The sequence below is a fragment of the uncultured Olegusella sp. genome, from assembly GCF_947253395.1.
Taxonomy (GTDB): Bacteria; Actinomycetota; Coriobacteriia; order Coriobacteriales; family Atopobiaceae; genus Olegusella.
On the sequence record NZ_CAMXYY010000011.1, the window covers coordinates 1 to 13,752 of the forward strand.

Sequence of the window (13,752 nt, forward strand, 5' to 3'; positions counted from 1 at the left end):
CAACAGCACTTGCTACTCGTGAATTGCTCAGAGGTCGTACTAAAGTTGCTGCAGCGCACCTGCTGGAGGGCATCGAGGTCACTCGCAAAGCGACAACAAGTCCTAAGCGCGCTTTCAAAAAAAGCATCTCCGAGCAAAAGGCCGTTGTAGCTGCATTGATGTCAGCTGCAATGTGCCTAGAAGAGCTGGGTGTGGTAACAGCGCAAGCTAAGCCCGCAGCAATTTCTCTGGACGAATATGGAAGTCTACTTCAGCAACTACTCTTGTCGAATCAAGTCATTTTGCGTTGGAATGAGGAGGCTATAACAGAGCAGACCGCCGATGTGCAAGACAAAAGTTCCCCTTGTCTCGTGCATATTTTGTCTCCGACTGCGGCTGCTTGTCTTCCAGCATCTTCTACTGATGCCTTAGTACTTTGCGGTCTTACTTCTGTCGAAACAAGTATTCCGCGCGATCCCTCCCTTGCAGCCTCACTTGCAGAACGCCTACATATAGAAGAAGCACCAGATCCTATTGCTTACGCGCGTGCACAATTTGCTGCATTGGTAGCACTGCCACGCAAGCAGTTGCTGCTTGAGCGGTGCTTAAAAACAGCAGATGGGAAGGATGCCTATTCTGCCGTAATGTTGGTAGAACTGCTTAGCTGTTATGGGGTTGAAGGGTCCGATAAGCCAGAGAAATTCCTCGAGTCTGCAAAGAAAGTCTTTGGCAATCAGCTCGTAGGAGAACGTTTTGAGACCGAGATACAACAAAACCTTGCTTGGTCGGGAGAAAATCCCCATCAGAGAGCAATTGATACTCCAGCCCCTGCGGGTAAGATTTCGCCCGCACTCACGCCTTTTGTGATTGTGCCAAATGAGGGACGAATGTTGACTCCTCATGAGCTGCCATTATTATCAGCATCGCAGATAGAAACCTATCTTGAGTGTCCTTATAAGTGGTTTAGCCTTCGAAGGTTGCGTCTATCTGATGCGGATGCAGGTTTTGGACCTGCGGAAATGGGAACTTTTGCCCATCGCGTACTTGAGTTGACACATGGACGGCTTTCTGAGGAAGGAGTCAGCGTCCATACAACAGGAGGCTTGCAGTGTGCCCATGAATTGCTTGACGAAGTGTGTGCTGAGCATTATCGCCACCAATACCTGTTGCGCGGTGGCAATACGGTTGAGCAACAGGCATTGATTCCACATGGACCGCGTGAACGCGCACAACTTGATCGCCTCAGTGAGGATCTTCACTCCTTGCTTGACTATGAATCAACTTTGTTTTTGGGTTATGAGCCCAAGCAATTTGAGTGGAGCTTTGGGCGTGGTGATGAGCTTATTGAGTATGCCGGGGCGCGCTTGGTAGGTACTATTGATCGTGTGGATGTAGATGCGCATGGCTTGGCAGTGGTTATTGACTATAAACACAAAGGGGTAAACGGTTTTACCAAAGAATACGACGCCTTTGCCAAAAAACCTCACGATTTAGGCGATACGCTCAAAGAGCTGAGGCGCGTGCAAGCGTTGATATATGCGCAGGTAGTGCGTCGCGCCCATCCTGAGCTGCGTGTGGTTGGGGCAGTGTATCTCTGTACCCGCGATGAGCATGCTTTGGCAGGGGCAGTGGATGCCAATCAAGCAGAACGCATCTATGGGCAAGGCCTCTCAAAGGCTCGCGTGGCTGCTGCGTGCGTGGATCCTACTGACGACTTTGGTCGTCGTGAGCAGGCAAAAACGGCAGGTAGCGACTGGGATGGAGATACGGGTCTTGATGGGTTGCTTGATGCTTGTGAGGAAGCTATTGCACCACGTATTGCAGAACTTCGCGCAGGAGTAATTGAGGCAAACCCACTCGATGAAATTTCATGTCAGTGGTGTCCTGTGCTGAATTGTGAAAAGAGGCGCTCATAATGGCTGAATTGGAGTTTCTTGCAGGACTCAATGATGACCAACTCACCATTGCTCAAACGCTTGAGCGTCCGCTTTTTGTTGAGGCAGGAGCAGGCTCAGGCAAGACGTTTACCCTGACCCAGCGCATTGCTTGGGCACTCAGTCCTGGTTCTGGTGCATGTGGTAAAGCATATTTAGACAGTCTCGATCAGGTACTTGTTATTACTTTTACCGAGGCTGCTGCACGAGAAATTCGTGAGCGCATGCGCAAAACTCTACGAGCCGCTGGAGCATACGATCCACATATGCGCGAAGCAGCGCTTGCCGTTGATGGTGCTTGGATTTCAACTATTCATAGCATGTGTTCGCGTATTTTGCATCAGCATGCGCTGGATTTGGGAATTGATCCAAACTTTAGCCAATGCACGGAAAACCAGGCTGACGAACTCAAAGGCAGCGCACTCGAAGAGGTTGTGGGAGGTGCCTATCGTCGAGGCGAGTTTTCTGAACTTTTTTCTTTTTATGGCTATGGGCGCATATTTGACGGAGGTCGTGCAAGCGGGGTTCTTGATCTTGTTACCAGCATGATTGCTGCCGCTCGTCGTTGCCCCCATGGTTTTGATGACCTCGTGCTTGTGGGTGGAGAGGGTGCCAAAACAATATATTGCTCGGTGGTACGCTTACTCACAGCTTTTGAAGAGTTGGAGTCTCGTACGCTTACACCAAAGGCGGTACAGACCGTTCAGGCATCGCTTGAAGCTCTGCATGGGCTGGTACTTGAGGGCTCCACGCGCTCAACACTCGACGAAATCGAAGTGGCGCTAACGAGTGTTTCGGTACCACGCTCAAGCAAAACTATTGCTGATATTCAGCCAGATGTTGTGTCTGCTTTGGCACTTGCGCGCGCAGAGTTTGCCTTTGTTCAGGCTGGCAGATTTGGCAGTGCAATTTTGCAACTAGCGCGTCAAGTAGATGAGCGCTATACAAGTCTCAAGCATGAGCAGTCGCTACTGGACAATGACGACCTTATCCATATGGCTTTACAGGCAGTACGCAAGCACCCCGAAGTGGCGGCTGACTATGCACAGCGTTTTCGCCTCGTCATGGTTGATGAGTTTCAGGATACCGATGAGACTCAATTAGAACTTATCGGCATGCTTGCTGGCAAGGATGCTGAGCACCTCTGTACGGTAGGTGATGCTCAGCAGTCGATTTATCGTTTCCGCGGAGCAGATGTTGAGGTGTTTTTCAAACATGGGGCTGCGCTCCCAACAGATTCGCATGTACGGCTGCAGACAAACTATCGCAGCCATGCAGATATTCTTAATCTTGTAGAGCGTATTTGCGGGGGTGCGCCCACGATAGATGGCACGCTTGCAGGTGGCGTCCTGGGTGGCTATATGCATCTTGATGCTTGGGATAAGCGAGAAGATACGTATGCGACGCAATCTCTTCCGCGTGTAGCTATCGAAGCAGTTACAGGTCCTGGTCAATCAGGACGAACAACACAATTTCAGGCAGCAACTCTTGCTGCTCAGATTGCAGATCGACTAGCACAGTACACTGCGGCAGGTACAAGTGCAGGGGATATGGCTCTGCTTTTGGGAACAAGCTCTCATGCGGCAAACTATATCGATGCCCTGCGGGCTCGTGGACTTGAGTGTGTGGTGACTGGAGGTTCTAGCTTTAACTCGACTTCCGAGGTTCAGGTTATGTGCGCCCTGCTCTATACCTTGGCAAATCCTGGAGATACTCAGTCGGGCCTATTTCCTCTGCTCTCCAGTGAAGTCTTTGCCCTGGATGCAGATGATTTCTGCATGCTGGGCACACGCCCTCAAGAAAAACTAGATGCTCCTACAAAGCGACAGATTGACCGTGGTCTTGAGGATATGAAGTTTTTTGGAAGCGTGCAAACTTCTGAGCGTCTCAAGGCAGCTCATGCGGTGCTTAGTCAAGCGCTTGCGGATTTGGCACACAAGCCAGTTGCCGATGTCTGCCTACAGGTGGTACGCGATTCTGGCTGGCTTGCTCGTCTTTCTCACCAAGGTGCTCAAGGCATGGCACGTGCTGCAAATGTTTTAGCCGCCGTGCGCTATATTCGTGATCTCACCGAGGAGCTGGGACTGGGGCCTGCCCGAGCTGCAGCGGAATTTAATCGCTGGCTCAATCTTGCAAAAATTCCTCCCGCATCTTTTGCAGGAGGGAAGGCAGGTACCATTCAGGTCATGACCATTCATGCCTCTAAGGGCCTTGAGTTTCCTGTTGTGGCAGTAGCCGAGTGCTGGTCAAATCCCCGTAGCGATACGAGCATTCTTGCAGGCAGTTTGAGTGTCACTGATAGCTCATCAAATACTTCTTCTCAAAACGTACAAGCCTGCGTGATTTGTCCCAAAGATTGCTCAAATTTAGTCGCAAAGGTGCAAACGGATAACCGTAGCAGTTGGAAAGGCTCAGAAAGTGCGACGATTGTAGAGACCTATTTAGCACTTAAGCAGCTTGAAGACGAGCGGAGCAAAGAAGAGAAGGCACGCTTGCTCTACGTTGCGTTGACTCGTGCACAAGAAGCAGTTGTCTTAGGAATAAGTTGTGCTTCTAGCAAAGCAGGTATAAGTTCGACGCTTGCTGCTGGAACTATGCAGGCACTTGTTGGTTCTGATATGCCTGCAATAGGTGAGCAGAGCCTTAGCTATGGGGGAAGTGCTGATGGATTGCTTCGCGTAGTGGAGGTCCGCCAACAAAAGGTTCCCAAAGGCGATCCTGTGGTACTTGAGCTGTCAGCAGCGGGCAGTATAGAGGGCTTTGACACAGAGCTCACTGCTCCTGTTCCCCAGGATTTGCTGGTGCTCGGGACGGGTGCTGCTGACACGAGCATGCAAGGCAATGGCATGCCAGATAGTGATTTTGTACTGTATCAACGCGAGACTGAAATTGCAGTGCAGCTGAGTACGTGGCGCCCCCGTCAAGGAGTTTTTAGTTTTTCATCGATGAAGGCTGTACTTGATGATGAAGCGTTAGCGCATAACGATAAGGCTCCAACAAAGCCTCGAGTGCCGCAGCTCAGTGAGGAAGATGAGGCCAGCGAATATGCCGATGCCGATCGTGCGACCAATTTAGGTTCTGCTTTTCATGAGCTTGCTCAGACTATGATTGAGACAGGACGTGTTCCTTCGGATGAGCACATAGAGTACATGTCTATCTATTGGCATCTGTCGAGTCGTGCTAAATTGCGTCTCCAGACTGCCTTACAGCGCTGGACCCGCTCAGATATCCGCGTCGAGGCATTGCAGTACAAAAATCTCCACGCGGAGTTGCCCTTTTTTGCGCCAGCACCCAAGGGTACTGAGCGTTTTGGTGACTATATTGAAGGTGCCATTGACCTGCTTTGTACCAACCCTGGCTCCACAGAAGCACTGCTTGTTGACTATAAAACTGGTGATAAAAACCTTACGCCTGCTGAAATTTATGAACATCACAAAACCCAAGCGCGCCTCTATGCCAGCGTGCTCATAAATCAAGGATTTACGGCGGTGACCTGTGCTTTTGTCTGTGTCGAACTTGACGCAGGTGAGCTTTTGGGAGATGACAAAACAGGCCAGCCGCATGTTGTACGCTACGATTTTCATGCATAGAGAAGAGATTGTTAGCTCTCAGTGATGTCCGTTTGCTACGTTAGAATTGAGAGCAGAAAACAAAGACAATGAGAGATGCGGATAGGACAGGTGTCTTGTGGCATGCGTAGGCGCGCGAAGTTTTTTTAGTGCGTCTTGTCCATTCCGCGCACAAGGGAGAGTACACGTATGGCCTTTGTACACTTACATAGCCACTCTGACTTTTCGGTACTTGATGGAGCCACGCGCATACCCGATATGGTCAAACGTGCCGTTGACCTAGGGATGCCTGCCGTGTCTCTGACCGATCACGGGTATATGTTTGGCGTGCCCAACCTTGATCTTGAATGCCGCAAGTACAACGATGCTGCTGCGGATATGAAGCAATGGAAACACGATGTTGAGTGTTTCAAAAAATCTTGGAAGCTCGACGAACCTGAGCCCGATGCATGGGATGCTGCACCTCATGATCGTGTGCATGCGCAATGGGAAAGCGATGTTGCTATCTGGGAGTCTACGGGTGGCGACCTGAGCGCTGTTGAAGCAAACCGGCCTACGCCCGTGGTCAAGCCCATCTTTGGTTGTGAAGCGTACTTCATCACGGATGACCAAATTGAGCACAAACCCAATCAAAAACGTTATCACCTTATTTTGCTGGCAAAAAACGAGACAGGCTACGTCAATCTGATGAAGATGATGTCCCAGGCTGCCAATGAGATGATGTATTACAAGCCCCGTACTACCTTGGGCATGCTCAAAAAATATCACGAGGGCATCATCTGCCAGTCTGCCTGTGTACAAGGCATCATTCCTCAACATATTATCGATGGAAATATTGATGAAGCAGAGCGGTGGGCTCGCGAATATCAATGCATTTTTGGTGATGACTTCTATATTGAGATTCAAGATCACGGTCTCAATTTCCGTGGTGGATGGACCGACCGTACACTTGATGAGCGTCTCGTTGCGCTGGCACAAAAGCTCGGCATCAAAGTGGTTGCTACCAACGACTTCCACTACCTTACCCGTGAGGATGCGCCGACTCAAGACATCATGAGCTGTATTGGTACTGCTAGCCATATTGATGATCCTGGCCGTCTACATATGGAGGGTAGCGAGTTTTACATGAAGAGCGAAGAAGAGATGCGCGCTCTCTTCTCGTGGATTCCTGAAGCCTGTGACGCTACGCTTGAGATTGCAGAAAAGTGTCAGTTTGAACTTGACTGGTCAAGTATGTACTTGCCTAAGTTTCCTGGTTTGGCAGAGGGGGAGACCTCTGAGGAACGTTTCCACGCCGAATGCGAAAAAGGTCTTGAGCAACACTATGGACCCAACTGGCGTACCCGTGAGATTAATGGCATCAATATTCAAGAGCGTTTTGAGTACGAGTACAAAATCATTTGCGATAAGGGTTTTGCTGACTACTTTCTTATTGTGCAGGAATATGTCATGTGGGCCAAAACCAATGGTATTGGCGTAGGCCCTGGTCGAGGCAGTGCAGCTGGCGCTATTGTTGCCTATGCAATGAACATCACCGCTTTTGACCCACTAGAAAACGGCCTGATGTTTGAGAGATTTTTGTCGCCTCAGCGCTCCGAAATGCCCGATATTGATATGGACTTCGATGATGAGCGGCGCCTAGAAGTCATCCAGCATGTCCGTGAACTTTATGGATCTGAGCGTGTCTGCCACGTTATTACCTACTCAACTATCAAAGCTAAGCAAGCAATCAATGATGCTGCGCGCGTGCTGGGATTTCCTGTATGGCAGGGTCAGCGTCTGTCCAAGATGCTTTCCAATGACCCTAAGCTTGCCTTGCAAAATGCGCTTGAAAAAAATGAAAATAAACCCGATCAGTTTTCACCTGACTTTTCCGAGGCTTACGAGAAGGATGCCGATGCGCATCGCATTATTGATGCAGCCCTTTCCATTGAAGGTCTCACCCGAGGTGAAGGTGTGCATGCGTGCGCTGTTTTGATTGCGCCGACACCCGTTAACGATCACGTGCCTACCAAACTCGATACCAAAGGTGGCGTTGAGATTACCCAGTACGAGGGTCACTCAGTTGCCGATATGGGTCTGCTCAAGATGGACTTCTTGGGTCTGCGTACCTTGACTGTTATTTCAAAAACCCTCTCCAACATTCGTGCGAGTTATCCTCATGTCTCTGATATCGAGCGTATGCCCGAACTTGTGCGCGGATGCATCAAGCCTGGTGCCACCTGTGTGGATATCGATGTGGACAAGATTCCTTTTACCGACCCCAAGATCTATGAGCTACTAGGTTCGGGCGCTACGGCGGGAGTGTTCCAAGTAGAGTCTGCGGGTATGACAGCTACCATCAAAAATATGCAGCCCAAAGAATACAAGCAAATCGTTGCATTGATTGCTCTGTATCGTCCTGGTCCCTTAGGAGCTGGTATGGTTACCAGCTATATCAACCGCATGAATGGGCGCGAACCTATTGTCTTTTACGACGATCGTCTTTCGGAAATTTTGGACGAGACCTACGGCACAATCGTGTATCAAGAACAGGTCATGCAGATTTCGGTCAAGATGTCGGGCTTCTCTGCTGGTGAGTCCGACTCCCGCATCCGTAAACCTGTGGCAAAAAAGAAAATTAAGTTGCTCACCAGTACCGAGTTCCATTGGGATAATGGCAAAGATGAGACCACCTATGACCATTGGATGAACGGTGCTGTTGAAAACGGCTACGAGCGCGCGACTGCTCAGCGTATCTGGGACGATGTTCTTGAGTTTGCTTCCTATGCGTTCAATAAATCTCATTCTGCAGGTTATGCCATTCTTGTCATGCAAACAGCTTGGCTCAAAGCATATTTCCCGCGTGAATTTATGGCATCGGTGCTCACCAGCTACATGGGCAAGACGGACAAGATTGTTCACTACGTTACTGCCTGTCGCCACGAGGGTATTCAGATTTTGCCACCCGATATCAATGAGTCAGGTCGTGACTTTACGGCAACTTCTGCAGGTGTTCGCTTTGGCTTTGCAGGCATCCGCGGTGTTGGCGAAGGTGTAGCTGAGCTCATTATGGCCGAGCGTGAGAAAGGCGGACCTTTCAAACATCTCAACGATTTTGTTGATCGTGTTGATGGTTCCTCGGCAAATCGTCGTGTTGTTGAAGCGCTTATCAAAAGTGGCGCCTTTGACTCTACGAGTTATCCGCGTCGTCAGCTGATGATTATGGTCGACAAAAACAATCCAGAAAATATCCTTGATGTTGCTGCACGTCGTCAAAAGGATAGAGCTGCTGGTCAGAGCAGTCTTTTTGATATGTTTGGCGATGTAGAGGGCTCTGGTTTTGTCGATGAAGCGCCTCTGCCCGATGGGGTGGAGTGGGAGCGTAGCGACAAGCTTCACTACGAGCATGAGGTGCTGGGGCTTTACGTCTCGGATCATCCCCTGCGTCCATATGAGTATGCACTCTCCAAAGTGCGCGACTACACCATCGGCGAGCTCAATGAAACTGAAGAAGTACCTGATCCCATGACAGGTGGCATGATTGAGCGCCACAAAGTTGCAGAGGACAAGCAAATCCGCCTTGCTGGTATGGTGACCTCTGTGCAAAAGAAGACCACCAAAAACGGTGACCCCATGGCGATTGTGACCTTAGAAGATATGGAAGGCGAAATTACGGTGGTCGTCTTCCCCAAGCTGTACAAGAAATCGGCTGCCATCCTTGCAGGTGAAGTTGATGCTGAGATAGGCGGATCCGCAAACGATGTCTTTGTCAAAATCTCGGGCAAGCTTGAACGCTCAGATCGTGGCGATCAAATTATCTGTAGCTCTATTGAGGGGCTAGAGCTCAGCACGTCATCAAACCGTCCCAAGGTCATTGAGCTGCACATGACACCGAGCGTTCTGAGTTACGACCGTATGCAGAGACTACATGACATTTTGTCTCGCTATGCGGGCCTTGATCGCGTGGAGCTGCTTGTCCAAGAAAGTTCGGGCAACACGTTGCGCATGGAGCTGCCCACGACGGTGGATGCGCGCAACATGATGCTGATGGCAGAACTCAAGGACCTCGTTGATCCCGAAGGGAGCATTGTTTTTGTCTAGGCGTGCTGTGCGTTACGTGTCGTATCGAAGCAAAACCTGCATGTCCATTTTGTGCGGCGCGTATCAAAGCGATACATGTTGATGGGCGCGTATGACTCGTTGGACTTACGTTAATTTGCGAATGCCTGTGTTATTTATTGGGGATGTGCCACAATAGAGATACGACGCGATGAGGCGCCGTAAAGAGAGAGGAAAAGTTATGGCCGAGCCTACTTTTTATCATTGCAATACGTGTGGCACTATGGTTGCTTTGCTCAAGAAGGGCAGCTGTGATCCTTCTTGCTGTGGCGAGCCCATGGAGATTCTTGTAGCTGATTCAGTTGACGCTGCTGCTGAGAAGCATGTGCCTGTGATTGTTGAGGCCGAAGATGGCAAGCATGTCCTTGTCAAGGTTGGCGCTGTTGAGCATCCTTCTCTTGAGGAACATTACATCGAGTGGATTGCCCTTGCTGCTGAGGATAAACTCTTTGTTCGTTATCTCAAGCCCGGTGACAAGCCTGAGGCTCAGTTTGGCAAGTGCTGCGCTAAGGGTGCTACCGTTTATGCTTATTGCAACCTTCATGGTTTGTGGAAAGCTGAAGTTGAGCTCTAAGCTCAGTTAGGTGTTACGCGTGAAGATTGGTATCGCGCAACTTAGCGCCCGTGCGGGAGATTTCTCTCGCACGGGCGAGCGCATTATTGCATATAGTGAGCAGGCTGCCCGACAGGGTGTAGAGCTGCTTATCTTCCCCTTGTCTACGCTTGTGGGTATGTGTCCTGTACCCTACGTAGACCAAGAGGGTCTACTTATCGATTTGTCAGATATGTTGTCAAGTCTTGTCGATAAGCTCGCCTGTCCTTGTCTCTTGCCCTTGGCTTCACTTTCAGCTTATGAGTCTGTAGAAGAGATCTTCTTAATTGCAAATGGCGAGGTCATACCCCTGCGCCTGACAAATTTGACACGCTCTGTGGGCGGTGATGTCATGGCAGCTATGGCCGATGGCGTAGAGCTTTTGAGCAGTGAAACCAGTATTCCTACCTTTGATATGGCGGGTATCAAATTTGCACTGATAATGACTGCTGACAAGCTCGATGAGCTGGTGAGCTTGGATGACGACATCAACGCTATCATCTACTTTTCTTCTCAGACATATGCTGCAAATGACAGCAATTCGGTGTTGGCAGCAGGATTGCCTGATAATCGTTATGCCCAAGATGCGCGGGATACGAAATCTTGGCTTATCACACTAGGGTCGCTTGGTAGCTCTGATGATGCTGTTTGTACGGGTGGTAGTTTTGTATTAGCGCCTGATGGCCAAGCGGTGGCGATAGCTCCTTCATTTGAAGAAGCGCTGTTAGTAGCTGAGATTGACCCACAGTCTGAAGGTCCAAAGCAAGATCTTCCCAAGCCTGTTCCCTATGACCGGAGTGCTTTTTGTTGGCAGGCGCTTTCGCTTGCTTTGAAAGATTTTGTTGTGGCACAAGGTATGCAAGATGTGGTGCTTACTCTTGATGGCACGCTGAGCTCTGCCGTTTTGGCTACCCTTGCGAGTGATGCGTTGGGTCCCATGCATGTGCATGCTCTGCTGGCAACACCGCTGGAAGGGACGCCTGCCTTGCGTAGTGGTGGCAGGGGAGGATTGCTTGCCCGTCCGCGCTCGGCAGCACAAAGAGTCTTGGCGATGCGTCAACTCGCTGCAAATTTGCATATCAATTTGCATGAACGTAATCCTCGCCTTGTCCAAGCAAGCGCGGTTTCGCTACAGGATTCTGCAGGAATTGACGAGCGTCTTGGTGCCATTGCTGCTGAGCGCGATGTGATTGCAGCAGAAGCTCATCAGCTTGCGCGTCAGCTCCATGCTCTACTGTTGTCTTCTTGTGACAAAACGTGGCTTGCCCTTGAGGCAGATGGTTTGAGTGCTGCGGCAGATGTACTTCCTTTGGGCGACCTCTATCGCACAGATGTGCTAGAGATGGCACGCGCACGCAATGCAAGCTCACCTGTCTTCTCGGATATATCGCTTGCTCTTTGTGATTTACCTGAACTGCTTGAGAGCGATACATACGATGATATGGCCACTGATTTTGAGGATCGATTACGGCAGCTTGATTTAATCTTAAGCATGTATATCGAGTGGGAGCGTACGCCCTCTGATATTCAGCGCTCACAAGGGTTGTCTGCGCTTATAGAAGCGACAGTAGCTGCTTTTCATGCGCATACTTTGGCAAGAAGCAATGCAGGCGTGGTGTTGCGTGCGAGTACATGCAGTCTTGCAGATGCTCGAAGGCCCTTTGGCTTGTCTTGGCACGATAGGACAGATCGTAAAAAAATATTGCCAGATAGCACAGAGCTCTCTGTTTTGGCGCAGGAGTTGGCCGCTTCGTTTGAGGCAGGTCTGCAGGATGTCGATGCAAACAATCCCTTTGTAGATGCGCTCTCAGATCTGCTTGATGATGCACAAATTTCGGTATTTGACCCTCAAAAACAAGCAGAACACAACGCTGATATCAGCTTTGGATCGGTCGATATTTCAAAAAAGCCTGAAAGTAATCGGCAAAATATGGCCAATCTCATGGACTATATGAAGGGTTTTGGCTTGGTAAATCCCGACAACGCCGACGGACATATCGTCTCCGACGCTGAGGGTCATATGGGTTTTGGTGGCTTTGCAGGAAACGGCTTTAGCCCTTTTTCCGAAAACTAAACATCTACCAACCACCCTTTTAGCTGCGTCATTGGTGAGCGTGGTTTGACGTCGTGCATGTTTAGATGCACCCGAGGGGTAAAGCGTGCTTACGGTCGCGGTAAGTATGACTCGGTCTTGCGTATGTCCTCATTTGGGATATGATAGAACGAGTGTTCTTATTTGTGTGGGCAGGCGAGCAAAGAGGCGGTGCAAAACATGATTGTGCTTGGCATTGATCCAGGTCTTGCCCATACTGGTTGGGGTGTGATTGAGGTTCGTGGCAATACGTGTCGTGCGAGAGCCTATGGCTGCGTAACGACGCATCCTACAGAGTCTATTGATCATCGCCTGGGTAGCATATTTAACGAGATAAGCGATGTAATTAGCCAGTATCACCCCAGTCAGCTTGCTATCGAAAAGATTTTCTTTGGTGAAAACGAGCGTTCTGCTATTGCTACAGCTCAAGCTCGAGGAGCAGCAATCGTTGCTTGTTCTCGAGCAGGCCTTGAAGTCGGCGAGTATACCCCCATGCAGATAAAGCAAGCTGTGGTAGGCACAGGAACTGCCGACAAATATCAGGTTATTTTTATGGTGCGCAATATTTTGGCACTTGACCATGATCCGCATCCCGACCATGCAGCAGATGCGCTTGCTGCGGCAGTTTGCCATGCCCTGTTGGTACGCACCCAGCGTGCAACGCGTCGCATGGCAGCAGTTGATGCTCTTCGCGAAGCAGAAATTGCCAGTCGAGATCAGGCAGCAGCAGAGGCACGCGAGGTTACTGCGTCGGCAACTGCTTCTCGCATTCAGGCAGGGCAGCTGCCCAGTAGCAGGACAAGTCGTATTTCCACTCGAGATGGCGTACACACATCGAGGAAGGCTAGCTCATGATTGTTCAGCTCACAGGTACCCTCATAGAGGTTTTGCCAACGCATGCAATTCTTGAAGTGGCAGGTGTCGGCTATGAGCTGGGCATTTCGGCGCATACGGCCGCAGCACTCCCTGCGGTAGGCGAAGCTGGCGTTACGTTGTTGACACGCATGGTGGTACGTGAGGATGCGATGGAGCTCTATGGTTTTGCCAATCGCCAAGAGCGTTCGCTGTTTGATCGTTTGGTGGCGATTTCGGGCGTGGGCCCCAAACTCGCTCTTTCGGTGCTTTCAACCTTTACTCCTGCGACCCTTGCAACGGTTGTTGCAACTCAGAATGCCAATCGTGCAGCTACGGTGCCTGGCGTGGGCAAAAAGAAGGCTCAAAGACTACTGGTAGAGTTGCAGGATGTTTTTGCCAAAGATGCGGAGCTTCGTAGCTTGGTAGGTCTTGCATCTGCAACAACAAATAATCAACTATCGTCTCCTTCGGCTATATGCGATGTCAAAACCGAAGCAAGTGAAGCCTTGCTTTCCATGGGCTTTACGCCTCAGGAGGCCGAACTCGCCCTTGATGGCTGCGACAGCGCCACCTCTTCGGTGGAAGCAGCACTTGCATATGCTCTCAAGCGTTTGGGGAGGGGAGTGTAGA

7 protein-coding genes are annotated in these 13,752 nt (G+C 50.2%); all 7 read left to right on the plus strand.

The window, feature by feature from the left end:
- A partial coding sequence (locus Q0X25_RS02125; RefSeq protein WP_298578756.1) for a PD-(D/E)XK nuclease family protein occupies positions 1–1,895 on the plus strand: 1,895 nt, incomplete at its 5' end.
- Entirely contained in the window at positions 1,895–5,503 is a 3,609-nt protein-coding gene (locus Q0X25_RS02130) for a UvrD-helicase domain-containing protein (protein ID WP_298578757.1), read from the plus strand. The genes Q0X25_RS02125 and Q0X25_RS02130, both read left to right, overlap by 1 nt.
- Positions 5,504–5,671: 168 nt before the next feature.
- Positions 5,672–9,565, plus strand: a complete 3,894-nt coding sequence (gene dnaE, locus Q0X25_RS02135; RefSeq protein WP_298578758.1) for a DNA polymerase III subunit alpha — start codon at positions 5,672–5,674, stop codon at positions 9,563–9,565.
- A gap of 199 nt (positions 9,566–9,764) precedes the next feature.
- A complete protein-coding gene (locus Q0X25_RS02140) occupies positions 9,765–10,157 on the plus strand; it encodes a desulfoferrodoxin family protein (protein ID WP_298578768.1) in 393 nt (130 codons plus the stop codon).
- Positions 10,158–10,176: 19 nt separating this feature from the next.
- Positions 10,177–12,249, plus strand: coding sequence for a nitrilase-related carbon-nitrogen hydrolase (locus Q0X25_RS02145; RefSeq protein ID WP_298578770.1), 2,073 nt, complete (start codon positions 10,177–10,179; stop codon positions 12,247–12,249).
- A gap of 198 nt (positions 12,250–12,447) precedes the next feature.
- Positions 12,448–13,122, plus strand: coding sequence for a crossover junction endodeoxyribonuclease RuvC (gene ruvC, locus Q0X25_RS02150; RefSeq protein WP_367270376.1), 675 nt, complete (start codon positions 12,448–12,450; stop codon positions 13,120–13,122).
- The gene (gene ruvA, locus Q0X25_RS02155) at positions 13,119–13,751 is read left to right on the plus strand and encodes a Holliday junction branch migration protein RuvA (protein ID WP_298578771.1); all 633 of its coding nucleotides are present in this window, start codon (positions 13,119–13,121) and stop codon (positions 13,749–13,751) included. The genes ruvC and ruvA overlap by 4 nt, the downstream gene beginning before the upstream one ends.
- The last annotated feature ends 1 nt before the right edge of the window (position 13,752 follow it).

Excerpts from the sequence above, each read along its gene's own strand:
- ruvA (WP_298578771.1), top strand. The coding sequence starts at position 13,119 with ATGATTGTTCAGCTCACAGGTACCCTCATAGAGGTTTTGCCAACGCAT.
- ruvC (WP_367270376.1), top strand. The coding sequence starts at position 12,448 with ATGATTGTGCTTGGCATTGATCCAGGTCTTGCCCATACTGGTTGGGGT.
- Q0X25_RS02140 (WP_298578768.1), top strand. The coding sequence starts at position 9,765 with ATGGCCGAGCCTACTTTTTATCATTGCAATACGTGTGGCACTATGGTT.
- dnaE (WP_298578758.1), top strand. The coding sequence starts at position 5,672 with ATGGCCTTTGTACACTTACATAGCCACTCTGACTTTTCGGTACTTGAT.
- Q0X25_RS02130 (WP_298578757.1), top strand. The coding sequence starts at position 1,895 with ATGGCTGAATTGGAGTTTCTTGCAGGACTCAATGATGACCAACTCACC.